Source organism: Streptomyces sp. HmicA12 (assembly GCF_000373565.1).
Classification (GTDB): domain Bacteria; phylum Actinomycetota; class Actinomycetes; order Streptomycetales; family Streptomycetaceae; genus Streptomyces.
Map to the genome: position 1 here is coordinate 171,338 of NZ_KB891805.1, position 21,952 is coordinate 193,289.

Sequence of the window (21,952 nt, forward strand, 5' to 3'; positions counted from 1 at the left end):
AGGAGTTCAGACGTTCCGGAACCGGTTGATGGCGTCGATGTGCTGGGCCCGCTTCTCGGGGTCGCGCACGCCGAGGCCCTCCTCGGGAGCGAGCGCGAGCACGCCGACCTTGCCCTGGTGGAGGTTGCGGTGCACGTCGTACGCGGCCTGGCCGGTGTCCTCGAGCGAGTACACCTTCGACAGCGTCGGGTGGATCTTGCCCTTGGCGATCAGGCGGTTGGCCTCCCACGCCTCGCGGTAGTTGGCGAAGTGCGAGCCGATGATGCGCTTCAGGGACATCCACAGGTAGCGGTTGTCGTACTCGTGCATGTAGCCCGAGGTGGAGGCGCAGGTGGTGATGGTGCCGCCCTTGCGCGTGACGAAGACGGAGGCGCCGAAGGTCTCGCGGCCGGGGTGCTCGAAGACGATGTCGATGTCCTCGCCGCCGGTGAACTCGCGGATGCGCTTGCCGAAGCGCTTCCACTCCTTGGGGTCCTGGGTGTGCTCGTCCTTCCAGAACTTGTAGCCCTCGGCGCTGCGGTCGATGATCGCCTCGGCGCCCATGGACCGGCAGATGTCGGCCTTCTGCTCACTGCTCACGACGCAGATCGGGTTGGCGCCGCCGGCCAGCGCGAACTGCGTGGCGTACGAGCCGAGTCCGCCGCTCGCGCCCCAGATCAGGACGTTGTCGCCCTGCTTCATGCCGGCGCCGTTGCGGGAGACCAGCTGGCGGTACGCGGTCGAGTTCACGAGACCGGGAGCGGCCGCCTCCTCCCAGCTGAGGTGGTCCGGCTTCGGCATCAGCTGGTTCGACTTGACCAGCGCGATCTCGGCGAGGCCGCCGAAGTTGGTCTCGAAGCCCCAGATGCGCTGCTCGGGGTCGAGCATCGTGTCGTTGTGGCCGTCGGACGACTCCAGTTCGACGCTCAGGCAGTGCGCGACGACCTCGTCACCGGGCTGCCAGGCGTTGACGCCGGGGCCGGTGCGCAGCACGACGCCCGCGAGGTCGGAACCGATGATGTGGTACGGCAGGTCGTGGCGCTTGGCCAGCTCGTTCGTGCGGCCGTAGCGCTCCAGGAAGCCGAACGTGGAGAGCGGCTCGAAGATCGAGGTCCACACCGAGTTGTAGTTCACGGAGGAGGCCATGACCGCGACGAGGGCCTCGCCGGGCCCGAGTTCGGGAACCGGGACCTCGTCGAGGTGGATCGACTTGCGCGGGTCCTTCTCGCGGGTGGTCAGCCCTTCGAACATCTCCGTCTCGTCCTTGTGCACGGTGATCGCGCGGTACGAGTCGGGGATCGGCAGGGCGGCGAAGTCGGCAGACGTGGCGGTCTGCGACTGAATCGCGTCCAGGATGTCCTTCACGGTGGTGCCTCCGGCGGTGAGCGTCTGAGGGGAACGCTGAGTCGGGTGTGTGGCTTGGCTGCGGTGTGGGTGGTGCGTGCCGTCGGTTCGGCGGGGGTGGTGCGGTGGCAGCGCTTGGTGTGGCGCGGAAGGTTGCCTGTGACGCAGGCGTCCGGGCGCGCAGGCAATGGCTTGCGGGGACAGCCGGCGTACGGAAGTTCTCTGCACGCCGGCCGCCCGGACACCTTCAACGTATGGCACACCGTGACACCTGGCAAGGCACTGCGTGCCATTGATTTCGCTCAGATGAAATCTTTGGGCTCAGGCGAGCGATGATCGATCATCCGTGGTCAGAGCAGGGTTGTGGCCAATGGAAGGGATCGATGATCGATCACCGAGGTCCGCGCGGGGGTGGTGCCGGATGGGGAGACGGCATCTGACGTGGCACGCAGTGCCAGGCTGGAGGGCCAGGCCGAATCCGATCCCTCTCCTGGCGCTCCACAGTGGATGTAATGTGCGCGCTCGTCGAGTGGCTATTACCGGGAGGGGTTCGGTGATCTACGACATGGTCAGAACCTGGGTGGAGGGCTGGGCGGTGTCCCGGGGGACGCCGGCTCCGGTCGCACGGCCCTGGGGGTACTACACCGAGGTCGCGGACGATCCCGCCGAAGTGGGGCGCCATGTGTTCCCGGAGGCCTCGGAGCCGCTGGTGCGCGCCGCCGCCGAGGGCGTGCGCGCTTCGCGGACCTGGATGAAGATGCCCGCGGAGCCCGAGGAGGTCGAGCCCTGGATCTCGCCGGGGTGGGAGGTGGCCTGGAGCTAGACCGGGTACCTGATGGCCGCGGACCTGACGGCTACGGAACCTGTCGTGCCGGAGGGATACACGTCAGCCGTGCGGACGGAAGGCACGGTGGTGCGTCCGTGTACGAGACGCCTCCGGCGCGGACGCGGCCGCGGGGCAGATGGCGTTGCTCGGCGAGGCGGTCGTCGTCGACCGGGTCAGGACGGCCGGGGCCCACCGGCGGCGCGGGCTCGGGGCGTTCGTGATGCGCGCGCTGGCCGACCGGGCGCTGGGGGAGGGGGCGGCGCTGGGCGTGCTCGGGGCCACGCCGGCCGGGCGGGGGCTGTACGGGACGTTGGGGTGGAAGCGGCACGCCGCGTTGGCGGAGTGCGTGTACCGGGGGTGAGGGTTCGTCGCGGGCTGCGGGCCGGTGGGGCTTCTCGCGCAGTTCCCCGCGCCCCCGAAGCATGCGCTGCGCGCAGCTTCCCCGGGGCGAGCGGGGCTCGCGACCAGGCCCCCACCGAAGCCGCACCCGACCCCTCGACTAACGGTTCCTCAGGGCTTCCTCGATCGTGCGCATGACCTCCGGAAGCGGCGCGTCCGTGCGGGCCACCGTCACCAGGACCTCCCCGGAGTGCGACACCTGCGCCGCGGGGACCGCGTCCGCGGGCGTGCGGCCCGCGCCGATGCCCGTGCCGAACGTGCGCCGCACGATGGCGAAGGCGTGGTCGAGCTGGGTCTCCACGTCGCCCTGGCCGCCGGCCCGCAGCCAGCGCCGCAGGACGTGGTTGTGGGCGGTCACCACGGCCGACGCGGCGACCTCGGCGAGCAGCGGGTCGTCGTTGCCGTCGTGGTGGGCCTGCTCGTCGAAGTGGCCCAGGAGGTAGCGCGTGAAGAGGCGTTCGTAGCGGGCGACCGAGGCGATCTCGCGCTCGCGCAGCGTGGGCACCTCACGCGTCAGGCGGTAGCGCTCCACGGAGACCGCGGGCGAGGCCGCGTACATCTTCATGACTTCCTTGATGCCGCGGCACACCGTGTCCAGCGGGTGCTCGTGCGGCGGCGCCGCGTTCAGGACCGCCTCGGCGCGCACCAGGGTGTCGTCGTGGTCCGGGAAGATCGCCTCTTCCTTGGAGCGGAAGTGCCGGAAGAACGTGCGGCGCGCGACCCCGGCCGCCGCGGCGATCTCGTCGACCGTCGTCGCCTCGTACCCCTTGGTGGCGAAGAGCTCCATCGCCGCCGCCGCGAGTTCGCGGCGCATCTTGAGCCGCTGGGCCGCGGCCCTGCTGCTCGCGGCGCTCTCGGGCGCCTCGGACGCCGCAACGGCTGCGGCCGCGGCGGGCGTGCGGGAGGTCTGGTCGGCCTTGGAAGCGGGCGTCATGCCCCGAACGTACTGCATGTACGTTCCAAGTCGCTCCCCGGTAAGCGGGCCGCCCGACGCTCCGAGCAGCCCGCCCCAACCGGCTCCCGCTTCCTCGCCCGACTCAGCGCCGGGCATATTCGCGGAAGCCACGGCCCGTCTTGCGGCCGAGGCAGCCCGCGGCCACCAGGTGCTCGAGCAGCGGCGCGGGCGCGAGGCCCGGGTCGCGGAACTCGCGGTGCAGCACCTTCTCGATGGCCAACGAGACGTCCAGGCCGACCACGTCGAGGAGTTCGAACGGCCCCATCGGGTAACCGCCGCCGAGCTTCATCGCGGCGTCGATGTCGTCGAGCGACGCGTAGTGCTCCTGGACCATCTTGACCGCGTTGTTCAGGTACGGGAACAGCAAAGCGTTCACGATGAACCCGGCCCGGTCGCCGCAGTCCACCGGGTGCTTGCGGATCTGCAGGGTCAGATCGCGGACGGTGGCGTGCACGTCCTCCGCGGTCAGCACGGTCCGCACGACCTCGACGAGCTTCATCGCCGGGGCCGGGTTGAAGAAGTGCATCCCGATGACGTCCTGCGGCCGCGAGGTGGCGCGGGCGCAGGCGACGACCGGCAGCGACGAGGTCGTGGTGGCCAGGATCGCGCCCGGCTTGCAGACCTTGTCGAACGTCGCGAACAGCTGCTGCTTGATCTCCAGGTCCTCGGCGACCGCCTCCAGGGCCAGGTCGACATCGGCGAAGGCCTCGTACGAACCGGCCGGGGTGATCAGGGCCAGCGTGGTCTCGGCGGCCTCCGCCGTCATCCGGCCCTTGTCGACAGACCGCTTCAGCGACTTGCCGATACGGGCCTTCGCCGCCTCCGCCTTCTCCTCGCTGCGGGCCGCGAGCACGACCGCGTGCCCGGCCTTCGCGAAGACCTCGGCGATGCCGGAGGCCATGGTGCCCGAGCCCGCGACACCCACGGAGCGGACGGTGCGGAAGGGGGCGGCGACGGCGTCGGTCAGCGGCGTCAGCGCGTCCCGCACCACCACCGAACTGCCCGGCTCCTCGTACGTGTAGAAGCCGCGGCCCGTCTTGCGTCCGGTCAGCCCCGCCTCGCTGAGCTGCTTGAGGATGGGCGCGGGCGCGTGCAGCCGGTCGTGCGACTCGGAGTACATGGCGTCGAGGACGGTACGCGCGGTGTCGATCCCGATCAGGTCGAGCAGGGCGAGCGGGCCCATCGGCAGGCCGCAGCCCAGCTTCATCGCGGCGTCGATGTCCTCGCGGGACGCGTACTTCGCCTCGTACATCGCGGCGGCCTGGTTGAGGTAGCCGAACAGCAGCCCGTCGGCGACGAAACCGGGGCGGTCACCGACGGCCACCGGCTCCTTGCCCAATTCGATCGCGAGGTCGGTGACGGCGGCGACGGCGGTCGGCGCCGTGAGCACGGACGAGACGACCTCGACGAGCTTCATCGCGGGGGCCGGGTTGAAGAAGTGCAGCCCCAGGACCCGCTCGGGCCGGGCCGAGTCGGCGGCCAGCCGGGTCACGGACAGGGCGTTCGTCCCGGTCGCGAGGACGGTGTCGGGGCGGACGACGCCGTCCAGGGCGCGGAAGATCTGCTGCTTGATCTCGTACGACTCCGGGGCGACCTCGATGACGAGGTCGGCGTCGGCCGCGGCCTGCAGATCGGTGAACGTGCGGAACCGGGCCAGCAGATCGGCCCGCTCCCGCTCGGTGAGGTGCTCGCGGCGCACCGCACGCGCCGTCGAGGCCTCCAGGGAGGCGACGGCCTGCGCGGTGGCGGCCTCGCTGATGTCGATGCCGACGACCTCGCGGCCCGCACGGGCGAGGACTTCGGCGATACCGGTGCCCATCGTGCCGAGCCCGACGACGGCGACGGTGGAGATGCGGGACACAGGGGACAGAGGAGCGTCCATCCGGGGACTCCAGAAGTGAGGGTGACGACCGAGGGCGCACGCGATCACGCCACATGGCGGGCGGCGTGCGGGAATTGAGCGCGCGGCGCACAAGCTGCGGAGCGCGGGCTCATGAAAGGTGAATGAGGGTGGAACCGACCGGCCCTGTCCCAAGCCGTGTCGTACCGAACCAACGGGCACTCGCGGCGGCTGCGTCACCAGGCCGCCATGAGTGGCACTGCGGGAAGTGTGCCCCGCTCACATGAGATTAACCGGCGAGTAACGAGCGCGCCAGTCCTCGTCGTTGACGAGTCTGTGTGATCTACGTCGCCGCTGACCCGGCGCGACGTAGCCTCGACTGCATGGACGAAGAGTCGCGAACGGTGACACAACGCATCCGGAAGGAATCCGGTGGCACCCCCGCCTTCGAGCAGCTCGCCACCACGGACGACCACGACGGTCTCGCCGCGGTCCTCACCGCACCCGAACAGCCGCTGTGGGCCCGCGAGTTCGTGGCCTACCGGCTGGGCATGGCGGGCGACCGCCGCGCCTTCGAGGCCCTCGTCCTGCTCCTGAACCATCGCGACCCCGAGCGCTGCGCGTCCGCGGCGCACGCCCTCGCCGCCCTCGGCGACCCGCGCACGGCCCGTGCGGCGGCGGCCCTGGCCACGAACGAGCTCCGCGTCGCCTACGCCCTCCACCCGGTCCGCCTGCTGACCCAGCTGCGCGCCCCCGAATCGGCCCCGGCCCTGATCACCACCCTGCGCCGCCGTCTCGCCCCGCACGACCCGTACCGCAAGGTGGCCCTCGCCTGCGTGGAGGGCCTCGGCAGCCTGGCGGACCCGCGGGCGAGGGAGGTCCTCAAGGAGGCGGCCACCCATCCGCGTCTGGCGATGGCGGCGGAGGCGGCACTGGCGAGGCTGCCGCCCGCGTGAGGGATCAGGGGCGCGGAGCCAGGGCGCGCACGTACCGGATCTCCGGGACCGTCTCGCCCGCCACCTCGTACGGGGCCCGCGCGCCGTCCGCGACGAAGCCGGCCCGCTCGTAGAACCGGCGGGCCCGCGCGTTCCCCTCCAGGACCCAGAGCCGGATCACGGACCGGCCCGTGGCGGCGCTGTCCGCGAGACACACCCCCATCAGGGCCCGCCCGACGCCCGTGGACAGCTGCTCCTCGCGTACGTAGAGCGCGTACAGCTCGCCGTCGCCCGGCGGTACGTCGGCGTCGCGGGTCGGCCCGTGACAGGCCCAGCCGACCACCGCCCCGGCGCGCTCGGCGACCAGGTCCGGATGCCGCCTGCCGAACGTCTCCCGCAGATGCGCGGTGACGTCCGGCACGCTCAGCGCGTCGAGATGGGCCCGCGGGAGCAGCCCCGCGTACGCGAACTGCCAGCCCCGCACGCGCACTTCGGCCACGGCGTCGCAGTCGCCGAGCGCCATGGGCCGGACGGTCAGGCCGTTCGCGCTCACTCCGGAAGCACCGCCCACGCCTCGACCTCCAGCAGGAACTCGGGGCCCATCAGTCCCGCGACCTGGACCGCCGAGGCCGCGGGCAGGCGGGCCGGGTCGAGGAACTCGTCGCGTGCCCTGCGCACCGAGGGCATGTCGGCCACGTCCGTCACGAAGTACGTCATCTTCACCACGTCCTCGAAGGTGGCACCGGCCGCGGCCAGGCACCGCCGCAGATTCTCGAAGACCTGCCGGGCCTGCGCCAGCGGATCGCCCGCGCCGACCAGTTGTCCCTTCTCGTCGAGGGCCAGCTGGCCGGACACGGCGACGAACCGCCCGCTGCCCAGCACCACATGGGTGTAGGCGGCGGCCGGCGCGACGCCGTCGGGGGCGGGGATGCGGGTGAGGTGAGTCGTCATGCGCACATCCTCGCCCGCACGTGGTGGGCCCCGCTTCCGGTTATTCGGCCGCCCGGCGACCGCCGGGCCGTGGCGTCACAGAAGGGACAGCTGCGTCGGGCCGGACTCGACGGGGGCCTGCGCGGCGGGCTCCCGGTCGGGGATCCGCCGCCGCGCGGCCGCCCGGGAGGGCCCGATCCCGAACTCCTCGGCCAGCTCGTGCACCTGCCGGGTCACGCGTCGCTGGTACCACTTCGGAGCGTAGGCGCCCTCCGCGTACAGACGCTCGTAACGCCGTACGAGGTAGGGGTGGTGCTGCGCGAGCCAGGCCATGAACCACTCGCGCGCCCCTGGCCGCAGATGCAGCACGAGCGGTGTCACGGACGTGGCGCCCGCCCGGGCGACGGCCCTGACCGTCGCCCGCAGCTGGTCGGGGCGGTCGCCGAGGAACGGGATCACCGGCGCCATCAGCACCCCGCACCCGATCCCGGCGTCACTGAGGGCGCGTACGACGTCGAGGCGTCGCTCGGGCGCGGGGGTGCCCGGCTCGACGGTGCGCCACAGCTCCTGGTCCACGAAGCCGACGGACACCGAGATCCCGACGTCGGTCACCTCGGCGGCCTGCCGCAGGAGCGGGAGGTCGCGCAGGATCAGCGTGCCCTTCGTGAGCACGCTGAACGGGTTCGCGTAGTCGCGCAGCGCCTCGATGATGCCGGGCATCAACCGGTAGCGCCCCTCGGCCCGTTGGTAGCAGTCGACGTTCGTGCCCATCGCTATGTGCTCACCGTGCCAGCTCCGCGAGGCGAGATGGCGGCGCAGCAGCTGCGGCGCGTTCACCTTCACCACGATCTGGCTGTCGAAGCCGAGCCCGGTGTCCAGGTCCAGGTACCGGTGGGTGTTGCGGGCGAAGCAGTACACGCAGGCGTGGGTGCAGCCCCGGTACGGATTGACCGTCCACTCGAACGGCATCCGGGACGCGCCCGGCACCCGGTTCACGATCGACCGGGCCCGGATCTCGTGGAACGTCACTCCACGGAACTCGGGGGTGTCGACGGTGCGGCTCACCACCGTGTCCGCGCCGAACAGCGCGGCGTCCCGGGCCCGGCCGTGGTCGACGGGACCGGCCCCGGGGCCCGCGGGATCCGTGAGGTTCTCCCAGCGCATGACGCCTCCTCGCTAGCACTGACCCCAGAATAGAACACATGTTCCCTTGATCGTGCGAACCCCGATTTTGGCGGGCGGTACGCGGGGTGGTTGGCTTGGTCCACCCTTGAAAGACCCCGAAGAACCAAGTGCTGGAGGAAGAGCCATGGCGCAGGTCGAGGCCACCACGGAGCGGGTCGTCGCCGCCAAGCCGGACGACGTGTTCGACGCCCTCGCCGACTACAACGGCACCCGCGCGAAGCTGCTGCCCGAGCACTTCAGCGAGTACGAGGTGCGCGAGGGCGGCGACGGTGAGGGCACCGTCGTGCACTGGAAGCTCCAGGCCACCAGCAAGCGCGTCCGCGACTGCCTGCTCGACGTCTCCGAGCCGACCGACGGCGAGCTCGTCGAGAAGGACCGCAACTCGTCGATGGTGACCACGTGGCGCGTCACGCCGGCCGGTGACGACAAGTCCCGCGTCGTCGTCTCCACCGTCTGGAACGGCGCGGGCGGCATCGGCGGCTTCTTCGAGAAGACCTTCGCGCCCAAGGGTCTCGGCCGGATCTACGACGCCGTGCTCGACAAGCTGGCCACCGAGGTCGAGAAGTAGCGCACGACGTAACGCGCGCTTCACGGTGAGCACTTGGGCACGGCCGGAGTGCTCACCGTTTCGAGTGGTTTTCGTTTCGCGCCGGTTGTACGCCGTAGGGCTCCGACCGGCGCATACGCCCGTCGGGCCCGCCTGAACAGCGATTCGTCGCGCTTGCTCCCTGTTGTCGCGCAATGCGAGAAATGGGCGCGCAAGGGTGACGAGGGGAGCTGCAGGTGGGCACGACGACGCTGGTGACCGAGACGGTCGGGGAGCCGGTCACGGCACCTCCACCGCCCGTGACGGACCGCCCACCGGTCCAACCCGCCGACCCCGCACCGCAGTTGCCGGACCACGGTCTCAGCCCGAGCCGGGTCCGCATGGTGTTCGTCGGGCTGATGCTCGCGCTGCTCCTCGCCGCGCTGGAGCAGATGATCGTCGCCACCGCGCTCCCGAAGATCGTCGGTGAGCTGCACGGCCTGGACAAGATGTCCTGGGCGATCACCGCCTACCTGCTGACCTCCACCATCGGCCTGCCGATCTACGGGAAGCTCGGCGACCTCTTCGGCCGCAAAGGCGTCTTCCAGTTCGCCATCGTCGTGTTCATCATCGGCTCCGCGCTCGCGGGCCGCGCCCAGAACATGGACCAGCTCATCGCCTTCCGCGCGCTCCAGGGCGTCGGCGCGGGCGGCCTCATGATCGGCGTACAGGCGATCATGGGCGACATCGTGCCGCCGCGCGAACGCGGGCGCTACATGGGCCTGATCGGCGCCGCGTTCGGCCTCGCCTCGGTCGCGGGCCCGCTGCTCGGCGGCTACTTCACCGACCACCTCTCCTGGCGCTGGTGCTTCTACATCAACGTCCCCTTCGGCCTCGTCACCCTCGCCGTGACGGCCGTGGTCCTCAAGCTCCCCAAGCCGACGAAGAAGGCCCGCCTCGACGTGCCGGGCGCGCTGCTGCTGGCCGCCGCCTCGACCTGCCTGGTACTGCTGACCAGTTGGGGCGGCACGGAGTACGAGTGGGGCGACCGCGTCATCATCGGGCTCGGCGTCGGAGCGGTCCTGTCCTGCGCGCTCTTCGTCGTCGCCGAGAAGTACGCGGCCGAACCCCTCATCCCGTTGCGCCTGTTCCGCGACTCGGTGTTCAACCTCAGCGGCCTGGTCGGCATGGTCGTCGGCGTCGCGCTCTTCGGAGCGGCCAGTTACCTGCCGACCTTCCTGCAGATGGTCGACGGCGCCACGGCCACGGAGTCCGGCCTGCTCATGCTCCCGATGATGGGCGGTGTGGTCGGCGCCTCGATCATCTCCGGCCAACTCATCAGCCACACAGGGCGGTACAAGCTCTACCCGATCCTCGGCGGCGCCCTGTCGACCCTCGGCATGTACCTCCTCTCCCGCCTGGAGGTCGACACCCCGCGCCTCGAGTACAGCGTCTACATGGCCGTGCTGGGCGCCGGCATCGGCCTGATCATGCCGGTCCTCGTGCTCGCCGTGCAGAACGCGGTCCGCCCCTCCGACCTCGGCACCGCCACCAGCGCCAACAACTACTTCCGGCAGATCGGCGGCAGCGTCGGCGCCGCGATCTTCGGCACGCTCTTCGCCGACCGGCTCGCCGACTCCCTCGCCGACCGGCTGCCCACCGGCGGACACCTGCCGGACGCCGAATCGATCACCCCGCAGCTCGTGCACGCGATGCCCGAGGCGCTGCGCACGCCGTACATCGAGGCGTACGCCGACGCGATGCCCCGGATCTTCCTCTACTTGGTGCCGGTCCTCCTCCTGGGCCTGGTCCTCGCCTTCTTCCTCAAGGAGACACCCCTCTTGTCCAGCGCCGCCCCTTCTCCCGAGAACACCGTCGTGCCCGCCGTCCCCGCCCAGGAGCGTGCCGCGTCCTACGCCGCCGGGGTCCCGGTCTGCGGTACCGTTCAGCACCCCGACGGCACCGTCGTGCCGCGCGCCGCGCTCACGCTCATCGATGTCGGCGGCACCCAGATCGGGCGCGGCGCGAGCGGCGAGGACGGCCGGTACGCCCTGTCGACGCCCGGCGTCGGCTCGTACGTACTGATCGCGGCGGCCGGCGGGCACCAGCCGCAGGCCGTGACGGTGACGGTCGGGGAGCGCCCCGTCGAGCTGGACGTCGTGCTCGGCGGAGCCGGGCGCCTCGCGGGCTCGGTCGTCACCGCGGACGGAACCCCCGTACGGGACGCGATCGTCACGCTGACGAACGTGCACGGCGAGGTCGTCGCCACCACGCGCAGCGGGCGCGAGGGCGGTTACGTCATCACGGAGCTGGTCGCGGGCGAGTACACCCTGGCGGCGAGCGCCCCCGCGTTCCGGCCCGCCGCGCTCCCGGTCACCGTCATGGCCTCGCGCGAGACCCGGCAGGACGTGGAGCTGGCGGGCGGGGCGGTCCTGCGCGGCACGGTGCGGGCCAGTGGCGGGCGTCCCGTGGAGGACGCCCGGGTCACGCTGCTCGACGCGGCGGGCAACGTGGTCGACACCCTGACGACGGGCGCGGACGGCACGTTCCGCTTCGTGGACCTGTCGTCGGGCGAGTACACGGTCATCGCGGCGGGCTACCCGCCGGTGGCGACGGTTCTCCAGGTGGCCGGGGGTGGCCGTACCGAACGCGACCTTCAGCTCGGTCACGAGGATTAGCGGCTGCGGGCCGGTGGGAACTGCGCGACCAGCCCCCACCGGCCCGCGGGTCACTGCGCCCCTCAGGCCCCAATTCACCGGTAAACCCGACCCGTTGACCGGCCGAGCCGTACCGTGGAAAGAGGCGGCGCGCACCCCCCGGCGCGCCGGGCGGAAGGAGCGCGGCCATGCACGGCACCGGTCAAGCCCCGCAGGGACGCGTGCCGCTGGCTGTGGTCGTCGTCGACCAGGCGGGCGGCGTCTCGCACTGGAGCACCGGCGCACGCCGGCTGTTCGGCCCGGCTAGGGAGGACGCGGTGGGGCGGCCCGTCACCGACCTGCTGCCCGTCTCCGGCGCGCTGCGCGCGGAGCCCGAGGGGTACGACCCGGAGGGCTACGGCACGTACGACAGGATCGGCGACGACCTGGAGCTCTCGCTCGGCGGGCAGACCGCCTACCCGACGGCGGGGCGGGCCCGGCTCGACGCGACCGGCGGGACCGGTGCCCGCATCGACGTGCTGTGGTGGGCGTATCCGCTGGTCGGGCCCGGTACCGAGCGGCTGCTCGTGCTGGCCGCCGACGCCCGCGGACTGACCGGCGCCGACGGTGAGGGCAGTGAGCGGATAGCCCCCGGCTTCGCGCTGCACACCGACTTCCCCGGTGCCGACGAGCTGGCGCGCGGGCTGCCCGAGATCCTCCCCAGCATGAGCGTGGGGGAGAGCGCCCGGATCGTCTCCCAGGTGCTCGAACTCGGCTACCCCGTCATGGAGTTCAGCCGGTACGACCGGGTTCCGGTCACCGCCGACTGGGGTGTCTCGCGGCGCACGGAGCGCAAGGCGCGGCGCGCGGAGGCGGCGCGGGCCGTCGCGGCGGGGCTGCCCGCCCCGCGCAGGCCGCTCGACGACCTGGCCGAGGACATCGAGTACACGGCGGTGCGCGAGCGCCTGGAGTTCCTCAACGAGGTGAGCGGGCGCATCGGTTCCTCCCTCGACCTGTCGCGGACGATCGTCGAGGTGAGCCGGGCCGTCGTGCCGCGCTTCACCGACGTCGCCGGGACCTATCTGCGCGAACAGGTCGTGGCCGGCGAGGGGTTCCCCGAGGGGCCGCCCGACGCCACGACCATGTGGCACCGCGTCGCCCTGGAGCACACCGACGAGCCCGGGCGGTGGGACGACGTCGTGCCGGTCGGCGAGTCCATGCCGTTCCCGGTGCACACCCCGTTCTTCCAGTGCATGACGAGTGGCGACCCGGTCCTCGTCCCGTACATCTCGCAGGAGATGGGCGACGCGATCGCCTCGCAGTTCGAGAAGCGGGACATCCGGCCGCTGATCACCCACCGCTCGATGCTCGTCGTCCCGCTGAAGGCGCGCAACGTCGTGCTCGGGTTCATGATTCTCCTGCGCCATCAGGAGCGCCCCGTCTTCAACGACATGGACCGCGTCACCGGCGCCGAACTCGCCGCGCGGGCGGGCCTCGTGCTCGACAACGCCCGGATGTACACCTACCAGGAGTCCGTCGCCGAGACGCTCCAGGACAGCATGCTGCCGCACATCGAACCGCACATGGCCGGCTGCGACATCGCCACCCGGTATCTGCCGGGCACCCTGCTCGGACGGGTCGGCGGCGACTGGTTCGACTCCATCAAGCTGCCCGGCGCCAGGACCGCGCTCGTCGTCGGTGACGTCATGGGGCACGGGCTCAACTCGGCCGCGATGATGGGCCAGTTGAGGACCGCCGTCCAGACCATGGCGGGGCTCGACCTGCCGCCTGCCCAACTCCTGCGCAATCTCGACGATTTGGCGCAGCGGCTCGGCGAGCACTACCTCGCCACCTGCCTCTACGCGGTCTACGACCCGATCGTCGGCGAGCTGCACCTCGCCAACGCCGGGCACATCCCGCCGGTGATCGTGCGCGCCGCGGACGGCCGCAGCGAACTGCTCGACCTGCCCACGGGCGCGCCGATCGGCGTGGGCGGCGTGCCCTTCGAGTCGGTGACCGTCCGGGTCGCGCCCGGCGACCGGCTCGTGATGTGCACCGACGGTCTGGTCGAGGTGCGCGGCGAGGACATCGGCGTGGGACTCGCCACGCTCTGCGAGTCCGCCGCCCACCCGGCCGCGTCCATGGACGACGCCTGCGACACCATCATCCGCTCCCTCGCGGGCCGCGGCGGCCGAAAGGACGACGTGGCACTCCTCATGGTCCGCATGAGCGGCATCGAGAGCGGCGACGTCGCCCACTGGGAGCTCGCGCCCACCTCGCGCGAGGTGCCGCGCGCCCGCGCTCTCGTACGCCGACAGCTCGCGGACTGGGGCCTGTCGAGTGTCGAGTACGCCGCCGAGCTGATGGTCTGCGAACTCGTCACGAACGCCGTGCGGCACGCCCACGCCGGCCCCGTCCAGCTGCGTCTGGTGCGCTCGGGCACGCTGCTGTGCGAGGTCGAGGACGCCGAGCACACCCTGCCGACGCTGCTCAGCGCGGGCCCGGGTGACGAGTTCGGGCGGGGCCTGCGCGTCGTGGCCCATCTGGCGCGCGAGTGGGGCACGAGCCGTACCGCGACGGGGAAGACCGTGTGGTTCGAGCTGACGGTGCCGCGCGGCAAGGTTCATTGAAACGCGCACGCACGTCGCTTGTGGGGCGCACTCCGGCGCGGTAGACCGTTCGGACACTTCGGCCGCATGTGCCGTGGTCCGTCGGCGCACCCCTGGGAGGGCCCGTGAGCGTGACCGAGCGCTACAAAGAGGCGTGGGAGGGTTTCTGGGAGGACGCGCCAGAGGGGCCGGGCGGTGTCTTCTGGGACGCCGAACCCGCCCTCACCGCGGGTCTCCATCTCGCCCTTTTTGAGCCGGAGTTGACGGCAGCCGGGCTTCCCCTGGTCGACCTCGGCTGCGGCAACGGCACCCAGACCCGCTTCCTCGCCGACCGCTGCCGCAGGGTGGTCGGCCTCGACCTGTCCGGCGCCGCCCTCGACCGCGCCCGCCGGTCCGACCCCGCCGAACAGGCCGACTACCGGCAGGTCGACGCCACGAACGCGGCCCAAGTGAACGCGTTGCACGCCGAGTTGGGGGACGCGAACGTCTACGTCCGCGGTGTGCTGCACCAGAGCGAGGCCGTGGACCGGCAGGCCCTCGTCGACGCGGTCGCCACGCTCGTCGGGGAGCGCGGGAGCGGCTTCGTCGTCGAGCTGTCGGAGCGTGCGCGGCCGATCCTGCACGACCTCGCCACGTCCCCGGCCGGACCCCCGCCCAAGCTCCAGCCGGTCTTCGCGCACGGCATCGCGCCCGCCGAGGTCTCCGACGCGGCGCTGCGCGGGTACGTCACCGAGGCCGGACTCGCCGTCCTCGCCTCGGGGGAGCTGCCGCTGATCACGACGGAGTTCACGTCCGACGGCACCCGGATCGAGTTGCCGTCCCTGTGGCTGGTGGTGGGGCGCACACCCCGGCAGACGACTGGCAGCGGGTGATAGGTCAGCTAAGGCTAAGCTAAGTAACCTCGGAAGGTGGTGGGCGATGGGCACGCCCCTGGTCGCGTCCGACCTCTCCTGGGTGGCGGACCCGGTCCGGCCGCGCCCGGCCGTCGGCGCCCGCGTCGCACGCCTCCTCGACGACCTGGCGCATCCCGACGGGGCCGACGAGGCCCGCCGCGCCGAACTCGTCGACGGCTTCTGGGGCGGTGTCGCCCGGCTCGGCGCTCCGCTCGGAGCCCGTCGAGGGCGAGCCCGGCTACCGCACCCTCACGTTCCCGTACCGCGGGCACCGGGCGACCCGGCACGTCCTGCTGTTCAGCAACCGCCTCGTCGACCGCGCCCGCCTCGCCGACGCCCTGCTGCACCACATCCCCGGCACCGGCATCTGGCACCTCGGTTTCCGGCTGCGGGCCGATCACCGCGGCGCCTACCGGATCGCCGCCGACGTCTCGGTGGGCCGCCCACCGACCCCGACCGGCTCCAGCGGTTCCTGCGCACGCTCCAGCGGTACGCCGGGCCCGACCCGCTCAACCCCCGCACCATTCCCACGCGTTGGGGCGGCCCCGACTGCTCCGTCTTCGCACTGCCGGACGCTCCGGCGCGGCGCTGGGAGGGCCGCACGCGCCAGGTCCCGCGCGGCGGCGTCGAACGGCACCGCCTGGACAGCCCCGCGCTGGGCGCCGAACGCGACGTGTGGGTGTACCTGCCGCCCGGGCCCGGCCACCGCGACCTGCCCGTCGTCGTCCCTGGTGACGGCGGCATGTGGTTCGGCGGCGACGGCACGGGCCTCGCCGACTCCCTGGACCGGCTGATCGCCGACGGCACCCTGCCGCCGCTGATCGTGCTCGCCCCCGACTCCGTCGACAACGCCACGCGCTGGCGCGAGATGGGCGCTCGCGACCCCTACGTCACCTTCCTCGCCGACGACCTGCTGCCCTGGGCCGCGGGGCGCTGGCCGCTCACCACCGACCCGCGCCGCACCGTCGTCGCCGGGCAGAGCCTCGGCGGACTCACCGCCCTGTACGCGGGCCTGGTGCGGGCCGAACGCTTCGGCAACGTCCTCGCGCAGTCCCCGTCCCTGTGGTGGCACCCCGATCTCCGACCGGCGACGGCGTGCCGCAGACCCCCGGTCGTCGGCGTACCGTGGCTGGTGCGGTGCTACGCCGAGGCCGCGCCCCGCGACCTCACGGTCCACATGGACGTAGGGCCGCACGAGGGTCCGACGGTCGGGTACTGCCGCGCGCTGCACGAGACGCTGCGGCCGGCCGGGCGGCGGGTGACGCTGGAGGAGTTCAACGGCGGTCACGACTATGCCTGTTGGCACGGCGCACTCGTCGACGCGCTGGTGCGGATGCTCGCCTCCTGGTCGCGCGTACGCTCCTGACTAGGGCGAACTGCTCTGTATGGGTACGACATTGGTCTACGCCACTGAGAGTTATCCACAGGCCTGGTGAGGCGTGCCCGGATCCGCGTACGGTGCAGGGCATGAAGATCCTCATCAGCGCCGACATGGAGGGCGCCACGGGTGTGACCTGGCCCGCGGACGTCCTGCCGGGCACCCCGCAGTGGGAGCGCTGCCGCTCGATGTTCACCTCGGACGTGAACGCGGCGGTGCTCGGTTTCTTCGACGGCGGCGCCGACGAGGTGCTCATCAACGAAGCGCACTGGACGATGCGCAATCTGCTGCTGGAGCAGTTGGACGAGCGCGTCGAGATGCTCACCGGCCGTCACAAGTCGCTCTCCATGGTGGAGGGTGTCCAGCACGGTGACGTGGACGGCATCGCGTTCATCGGCTACCACGCGGGCGCCGGAATGGAGGGCGTCCTCGCCCACACCTACCTGGCGAACCAGATCACGGGCGTGTGGGTGAACGACGTGCGTGCGAGCGAGGGCCTGCTGAACGCGCACGTGGTGGCCGAGTACGGCGTCCCCGTCGTCCTGGTCACCGGCGACGACCACGCGTGCGACGACGCGCTCGGGTACGCGCCGGAGGCCCGCAAGGTCGCCGTCAAGGACCACGTCTCCCGGTACGCGGCCGTGTGCCGCACCCCCGCCCGTACGGCCGCCGACATCAGGGCCGCCGCCAAGGACGCCGCGTCGATCGCGGTGCGCCACGAGCCGGTGCGGGGCGGCCCGTTCACCGTGGAGGTCGAGTTCGACGCCGAGCACCTCGCGATGGCGTCGACCGTCGTGCCCGGCGTGGAGCGCGTCGGCGAGCGCAGGATCTCCTACACGCACGAGACCATGTACGAGGGCATCCGCACCTTCAAGGCGGTCACCACGATCGCCTCGGCCGCGGTGGAGGAACAGTATGGCTGAGCAGCAGCTGATGGAGACGGCGACGGTGGACCGGCAGGCCCTCGACGAGGTCGTGACCTTCACCTCCGAGCTGATCCGCATCGACACCACGAACCGTGGCGGCGGCGACTGCCAGGAGCGCCCCGCCGCCGAGTACGCGGCCGCCAAACTCGCCGAGGCGGGCCTGAACCCGACGATCCTTGAGCGCACGCCGGGCCGCGGCAATGTCGTCGCCCGCATCGAGGGCACCGACCCCACCGCCGAAGCCCTCCTGGTCCACGGCCACCTGGACGTCGTACCGGCCGAGGCGGCCGACTGGAGCGTGCACCCGTTCTCCGGCGAGGTCCGCGACGGGGTGGTGTGGGGCCGCGGCGCGGTCGACATGAAGAACATGGACGCGATGATCCTCGCGACCGTGCGGCAGTGGGCCCGCGTCGGGTTCCGGCCGCGGCGCGACATCGTCATTGCCTTCACCGCCGACGAGGAGGCCAGCGCCGAGGACGGCTCCGGGTTCCTCGCCGACCGGCACGCCGACCTCTTCGAGGGCTGCACCGAAGGCATCAGCGAGTCCGGCGCCTTCACCTTCCACGACGGCCGGGGCGGGCAGCTCTACCCGATCGCGGCGGGGGAGCGCGGCACCGGCTGGCTCAAGCTCACCGCGCGCGGCAGGGCCGGCCACGGCTCCAAGGTGAACCGGGCCAACGCGGTCTCGCGGCTCGCCTCCGCCGTCGCCCGCATCGGCGACCACGAATGGCCGCTGCGCCTCACCCCCACCGTGCGCGCCGCGCTGGCCGAGATGGCGACGGTGTACGGCATCGAGGCCGATGTGGACGCCGCGGACTTCGACGCCGACGCGCTGCTCACCGCGCTCGGCCCGGCCGCCGACCTCGTCGCCCCGACCGTGCGCAACAGCTCCAACCCGACGATGCTGTCCGCCGGTTACAAGATCAACGTGATCCCGGGCGAGGCCACCGCGCACATCGACGGCCGCTATCTGCCGGGCACCGAGGACGAGTTCAAGGCCACGCTCGACGCGCTGACCGGGCCGGACGTCGACTGGGAGTACCACCACCGCGAGGTCGCGCTGCAGGCGCCGGTCGACTCGCCGACGTTCGCCAGGATGCGGGCCGCCGTCGAGGAGTTCGCTCCCGAAGGGCATGTCGTCCCGTACTGCATGTCGGGCGGCACCGACGCCAAGCAGTTCTCCCGGCTCGGCATCACCGGCTACGGCTTCGCGCCGCTCAAGCTCCCCGAGGGCTTCGACTACCAGGCGCTCTTCCACGGCGTCGACGAGCGCGTTCCGGTGGAGGCGCTGCACTTCGGAGTGCGGGTCCTCGACCGCTTCCTGCGCACGGCCTGAGCTCGAACAGAAGACGGACTAGGAAAACATGGCGGACGCGAAGAACATGGGGGCCTCAGAACACATGGGGGGCGGGGACATGGTGCACACCCAGGCGTACGGCTCCTGGCCGTCACCGATAGACGCCGAACTGGCCGCCGCGCACGACGGACAGCCCGAATACGTGGGGTTCGTCGGCGACGAGGCCTGGTGGACCGAGCCCCGGCCCGCCGAGGGCGGCCGCAGAGCGCTCGTGCGGCGCAGGCCCGACGGCACCGAGCGGTCGGTGCTGCCCGAGCCGTGGAACGTGCGCAGCCGCGTCATCGAGTACGGCGGCCGCCCCTGGACCGGCGCAGAGCGGCCCGAGGGACCGCTGCTCGCCTTCGTGAACTTCACCGACCAGCGGCTGTACGCGTACGAGCCCGACGCCCCGGAGCGTGCACCGCGCCCGCTCACCCCCGTGTCCGGCGTCGGCGGCGGTCTGCGCTGGGCCGACCCGCAGCTCCACCTCGACCGGGGCGAGGTGTGGTGCGTCCTGGAGGAGTTCACCGGCGAGGGCGCGGGGGACGTACGGCGCGTGGTCGCCGCCGTGCCGCTCGACGGCTCGGCCGCCGAGGACCGCGCCGCGGTGCGTGAACTGACCGACGACACCCACCGGTTCGTCACCGGCGCCCGCCTCTCGCCCGACGGACGGCACGCCGCCTGGATCGCCTGGGACCACCCGCGAATGCCGTGGGACGGCACGGAACTGCTGCTCGCCGATGTCGCCGACGACGGCACGTTCGGCCCGGCCAGAACCGTGGCCGGCGGTCCCGACGTGTCCGTCTGCCAGGTCGAGTGGGCCCCCGACGGGGCGCTGCTCTACTCCGGCGACCGCAGCGGCTGGTGGAACCTGTACCGGATGGAGATCGCGTTCGGGGCCGCGCCCGGCGCCGCCCCGGGCGCCGGCGTACTCCCCGCCCTGCTCTCCCGCACGCAGGCCCTGTGCCCGCGCGAGGAGGAGTTCGGCGGTCCGCTCTGGAAGATCGGGCTGAGCTGGTTCAAGCCCCTCGCGGGGGGCCTGATCGCCGTCGTGCACGGTGTCGGCGCCACCTCGCTCGGCATCCTCGACCCGGAGACCGGGGAGGTCGTCGACACCGCGGGGCCCTGGACCGCGTGGGCGTCCTCGCTCGCCGTCCACGGCACCCGTGTCGTGGGCGTCGCAGCGAGCCCGCGCACCGCGCCCGAGGTCGTCGAGCTGGACACCAGCACCGGACGCACCCGCGTGATCGGCGCGGCCCACACCGACCCCGTCGACCCCGCTCACTACCCCGAGCCGCAGATCCGCACCTTCAGCGGACCCGAGGGCCGGGACATCCACGCCCACATCTACCCGCCGCACAACCCCACCCACAGCGCTCCCGACGACGAGCTCCCGCCCTACGTCGTCTGGGCACACGGCGGCCCCACCGGCCACGCATCCCTCGTCCTCGATCTGGAGATCGCCTACTTCACCTCGCGCGGCATCGGTGTCGCCGAGGTCAACTACGGCGGCTCGACCGGCTACGGGCGCGCGTACCGCAACCGGTTGCGCGAGCAGTGGGGCGTGGTGGACGTCGAGGACTGCGCGGCCGTCGCGCTCGCCCTCGCCGACGAGGGCACCGCCGACCGGGCCCGGCTCGCCATCCGCGGCGGCAGCGCGGGCGGCTGGACCAGCGCGGCGTCCCTGACCAGCACGGACGTCTACGCCTGCGGCACCATCATCTATCCGATCCTGGACCTCACCGGCTGGGCCGAGGGCGAGACCCACGACTTCGAGTCCCAGTACCTGGAGTCACTGGTGGGCCCGCTCGCCGAGGTGCCCGCACGGTACGCGGAGCGCTCACCGTCCGAGCACGCCGACCGGCTCACCGTTCCCTTCCTGCTCCTCCAGGGGCTCGACGACGTGATCTGCCCGCCGGTCCAGTGCGAGCGGTTCCTCGCCCGGATGGAGAGCGAGGGGCGCCGCGTCCCGCACGCGTACATCGCCTTCGAGGGGGAGGGTCACGGGTTCCGCCGGGCCGACACCATGGTCCGCGCCCTGGAGGCCGAACTCTCCCTGTACGCCCAGGTGTTCGGCCTGCACCCGACCGGTGTCCCGGCCCTGGAGCTCGGCAAGTGAACACGTTGACCCGTCCCGCGCGGCTCGCTCCCGGCGCCCGCGTCGCCGTCGTCGCCCCGAGCGGTCCGGTCCCCGAGGACCGGCTCCAGGCGGGCCTGGACATCCTGCGCGGCTGGGACCTGGAGCCGGTCGTCGCGCCCCATGTCCTGGACGTGCACGGCGCGTTCGGGTACCTGGCGGGAGCCGACGCCGACCGCGCCGCTGACCTCCAGCGCGCCTGGTGCGACCCCGACGTGGACGCCGTCCTCTGCGCCCGGGGTGGCTACGGCGCCCAGCGCATGGTCGATCTGCTCGACTGGTCGGCGATGCGGGCGGCGCGGCCCAAGGTGTTCGTCGGGTACAGCGACATCACCGCGCTGCACGAGGCGTTCGCGGTGCGGCTCGGCGTGAGCACGCTGCACGGGCCGATGGTCGCCGCCGCGGACTTCCTCAAGAACGCGCGGGCGCAGGACCATCTGAGGGCCACGCTCTTCGCGCCCGAGACGGTGCGGACCATCGCCGGGGGCGGCGGGCTGCGGGTGCTGGTGCCCGGTGTCGCGCGCGGGGTCACGCTCGGCGGCTGCCTGTCGCTGCTCGCCGCGGATCTGGGGACGCCGTTCGGCCGGCGGTCGGCGCGGGGTGGGCTGTTGTGCCTGGAGGACGTGGGCGAGGAGACGTACCGCCTCGACCGGTATCTGACCCAACTGCTGCGCGGCGGCTGGCTGGAAGGCGTCTCCGGGGTGCTTCTCGGGTCCTGGGCGGAGTGCGACGACCCGGATCTGGGGGATCTGCTGGCCGATCGGCTGGGCGGGCTCGGGGTGCCGGTGGTGGACGGGTTCGGGTTCGGACACTGCGACGGAGCGTTGACGGTGCCGCTCGGGGTGGCGGGTCACTTGGATGCCGCTGCCGGCACGCTGACTCTGGATGAGCCCGCTCTGAGCTGAGCGCCGTCTCGTCTGCCGGTTTGTTCTTGCCGGGCGGGGCTTACCGGCCGGTGGGGCTTCTCGCGCAGTTCCCCGCGCCCCTGAAAGCGAGCTCCGCTCGCTCCAGGGGAGGCGCGGCGAAGCCGCTGCCTCAGGGGCGCGGGGAACTGCGCGACCAGCCCCCACCGGCCCGCACTCACCCAACTGCCCCCGCCCCCGCGGCGATTGACCCCC

19 protein-coding genes are annotated in these 21,952 nt (G+C 72.2%); 13 read left to right on the forward strand and 6 right to left on the reverse strand.

The window, feature by feature from the left end; all coding sequences use genetic code 11:
• Window positions 1-6: 6 nt before the first annotated feature.
• Window positions 7-1,344: a crotonyl-CoA carboxylase/reductase gene (gene ccrA, locus B072_RS0115220; RefSeq protein WP_018530819.1), complete on the reverse strand. Its 1,338-nt coding sequence runs from the start codon at window positions 1,342-1,344 to the stop codon at window positions 7-9.
• Between the two features lie 532 nt (window positions 1,345-1,876).
• Between ccrA and B072_RS49150 the strand changes: the two genes are divergently transcribed.
• Together B072_RS49150 and B072_RS49155 are read left to right on the forward strand one after the other, a co-directional pair.
• Complete coding sequence (locus B072_RS49150) at window positions 1,877-2,146, forward strand: hypothetical protein (protein ID WP_234018857.1); 270 nt, start codon at window positions 1,877-1,879, stop codon at window positions 2,144-2,146.
• 139 nt (window positions 2,147-2,285) lie between these two features.
• Entirely contained in the window at window positions 2,286-2,510 is a 225-nt protein-coding gene (locus B072_RS49155) for a GNAT family N-acetyltransferase (protein WP_234018858.1), read from the forward strand.
• Window positions 2,511-2,648: 138 nt separating this feature from the next.
• Here B072_RS49155 and B072_RS0115230 read toward each other — a convergent pair whose 3' ends face one another.
• Both B072_RS0115230 and B072_RS0115235 read right to left on the reverse strand, forming a co-directional pair.
• Complete coding sequence (locus tag B072_RS0115230; protein ID WP_026245855.1) at window positions 2,649-3,482, reverse strand: TetR family transcriptional regulator; 834 nt, start codon at window positions 3,480-3,482, stop codon at window positions 2,649-2,651.
• 103 nt (window positions 3,483-3,585) lie between these two features.
• Entirely contained in the window at window positions 3,586-5,385 is a 1,800-nt protein-coding gene (locus B072_RS0115235; protein WP_026245856.1) for a 3-hydroxyacyl-CoA dehydrogenase family protein, read from the reverse strand.
• A 341-nt stretch (window positions 5,386-5,726) separates the two neighbouring features.
• Here B072_RS0115235 and B072_RS0115240 point away from each other — a divergent pair, with 341 nt between their 5' ends.
• Entirely contained in the window at window positions 5,727-6,299 is a 573-nt protein-coding gene (locus B072_RS0115240; RefSeq protein WP_026245857.1) for an adenylosuccinate lyase, read from the forward strand.
• Window positions 6,300-6,303: 4 nt separating this feature from the next.
• On the opposite strand, the gene B072_RS0115245 is transcribed toward B072_RS0115240, so the two are convergent.
• From B072_RS0115245 to B072_RS0115255, 3 genes are all read right to left on the reverse strand, one after another.
• On the reverse strand, window positions 6,304-6,831 hold the full coding sequence (locus B072_RS0115245) for a GNAT family N-acetyltransferase (RefSeq protein WP_018530823.1): 528 nt from the start codon (window positions 6,829-6,831) through the stop codon (window positions 6,304-6,306).
• Entirely contained in the window at window positions 6,828-7,229 is a 402-nt protein-coding gene (locus B072_RS0115250) for a RidA family protein (RefSeq protein WP_018530824.1), read from the reverse strand. The genes B072_RS0115245 and B072_RS0115250 overlap by 4 nt, the downstream gene beginning before the upstream one ends.
• Before the next feature lie 75 nt (window positions 7,230-7,304).
• A complete protein-coding gene (locus B072_RS0115255) occupies window positions 7,305-8,372 on the reverse strand; it encodes an Rv2578c family radical SAM protein (RefSeq protein WP_018530825.1) in 1,068 nt (355 codons plus the stop codon).
• Between the two features lie 145 nt (window positions 8,373-8,517).
• Between B072_RS0115255 and B072_RS0115260 the strand changes: the two genes are divergently transcribed.
• The 10 genes from B072_RS0115260 to B072_RS0115300 all read left to right on the forward strand — a co-directional run bounded on the left by B072_RS0115260 (window position 8,518) and on the right by B072_RS0115300 (window position 21,739).
• Window positions 8,518-8,961 carry an SRPBCC family protein gene (locus B072_RS0115260; RefSeq protein WP_018530826.1) on the forward strand — a complete coding sequence of 148 codons (444 nt, stop codon included), beginning with the start codon at window positions 8,518-8,520 and terminating at the stop codon, window positions 8,959-8,961.
• A 215-nt stretch (window positions 8,962-9,176) separates the two neighbouring features.
• On the forward strand, window positions 9,177-11,597 hold the full coding sequence (locus B072_RS0115265) for a DHA2 family efflux MFS transporter permease subunit (RefSeq protein WP_018530827.1): 2,421 nt from the start codon (window positions 9,177-9,179) through the stop codon (window positions 11,595-11,597).
• A gap of 167 nt (window positions 11,598-11,764) precedes the next feature.
• On the forward strand, window positions 11,765-14,185 hold the full coding sequence (locus tag B072_RS43270) for a SpoIIE family protein phosphatase (RefSeq protein WP_018530828.1): 2,421 nt from the start codon (window positions 11,765-11,767) through the stop codon (window positions 14,183-14,185).
• A 104-nt stretch (window positions 14,186-14,289) separates the two neighbouring features.
• Window positions 14,290-15,036, forward strand: coding sequence for a class I SAM-dependent methyltransferase (locus B072_RS0115275; RefSeq protein WP_018530829.1), 747 nt, complete (start codon window positions 14,290-14,292; stop codon window positions 15,034-15,036).
• 209 nt (window positions 15,037-15,245) lie between these two features.
• Window positions 15,246-15,851, forward strand: a complete 606-nt coding sequence (locus B072_RS49160; protein ID WP_234018859.1) for an enterochelin esterase domain-containing protein — start codon at window positions 15,246-15,248, stop codon at window positions 15,849-15,851.
• Window positions 15,737-16,423 (forward strand): alpha/beta hydrolase, encoded by a 687-nt coding sequence (locus tag B072_RS49165; RefSeq protein WP_234018860.1) that lies wholly within the window; start codon window positions 15,737-15,739, stop codon window positions 16,421-16,423. The genes B072_RS49160 and B072_RS49165 overlap by 115 nt, the downstream gene beginning before the upstream one ends.
• A 101-nt stretch (window positions 16,424-16,524) precedes the next feature.
• Window positions 16,525-17,358: a M55 family metallopeptidase gene (locus B072_RS0115285; RefSeq protein ID WP_018530831.1), complete on the forward strand. Its 834-nt coding sequence runs from the start codon at window positions 16,525-16,527 to the stop codon at window positions 17,356-17,358.
• Entirely contained in the window at window positions 17,351-18,697 is a 1,347-nt protein-coding gene (locus B072_RS0115290) for a M20/M25/M40 family metallo-hydrolase (RefSeq protein WP_018530832.1), read from the forward strand. Before B072_RS0115285 ends, B072_RS0115290 begins: the two co-directional genes overlap by 8 nt.
• Before the next feature lie 79 nt (window positions 18,698-18,776).
• Window positions 18,777-20,816 (forward strand): prolyl oligopeptidase family serine peptidase, encoded by a 2,040-nt coding sequence (locus B072_RS0115295; protein WP_237499978.1) that lies wholly within the window; start codon window positions 18,777-18,779, stop codon window positions 20,814-20,816.
• A complete protein-coding gene (locus tag B072_RS0115300) occupies window positions 20,813-21,739 on the forward strand; it encodes a S66 peptidase family protein (RefSeq protein WP_018530834.1) in 927 nt (308 codons plus the stop codon). Before B072_RS0115295 ends, B072_RS0115300 begins: the two co-directional genes overlap by 4 nt.
• The last annotated feature ends 213 nt before the right edge of the window (window positions 21,740-21,952 follow it).

Coding starts and splice junctions, on each gene's coding strand:
- B072_RS49155 (WP_234018858.1), top strand. CDS start 2,286: ATGGCGTTGCTCGGCGAGGCGGTCGTCGTCGACCGGGTCAGGACGGCC.
- B072_RS0115230 (WP_026245855.1), bottom strand. CDS start 3,482: ATGACGCCCGCTTCCAAGGCCGACCAGACCTCCCGCACGCCCGCCGCG.
- B072_RS0115235 (WP_026245856.1), bottom strand. CDS start 5,385: ATGGACGCTCCTCTGTCCCCTGTGTCCCGCATCTCCACCGTCGCCGTC.
- B072_RS0115240 (WP_026245857.1), top strand. CDS start 5,727: ATGGACGAAGAGTCGCGAACGGTGACACAACGCATCCGGAAGGAATCC.
- B072_RS0115250 (WP_018530824.1), bottom strand. CDS start 7,229: ATGACGACTCACCTCACCCGCATCCCCGCCCCCGACGGCGTCGCGCCG.
- B072_RS0115255 (WP_018530825.1), bottom strand. CDS start 8,372: ATGCGCTGGGAGAACCTCACGGATCCCGCGGGCCCCGGGGCCGGTCCC.
- B072_RS0115260 (WP_018530826.1), top strand. CDS start 8,518: ATGGCGCAGGTCGAGGCCACCACGGAGCGGGTCGTCGCCGCCAAGCCG.
- B072_RS43270 (WP_018530828.1), top strand. CDS start 11,765: ATGCACGGCACCGGTCAAGCCCCGCAGGGACGCGTGCCGCTGGCTGTG.
- B072_RS0115285 (WP_018530831.1), top strand. CDS start 16,525: ATGAAGATCCTCATCAGCGCCGACATGGAGGGCGCCACGGGTGTGACC.
- B072_RS0115290 (WP_018530832.1), top strand. CDS start 17,351: ATGGCTGAGCAGCAGCTGATGGAGACGGCGACGGTGGACCGGCAGGCC.
- B072_RS0115295 (WP_237499978.1), top strand. CDS start 18,777: ATGGTGCACACCCAGGCGTACGGCTCCTGGCCGTCACCGATAGACGCC.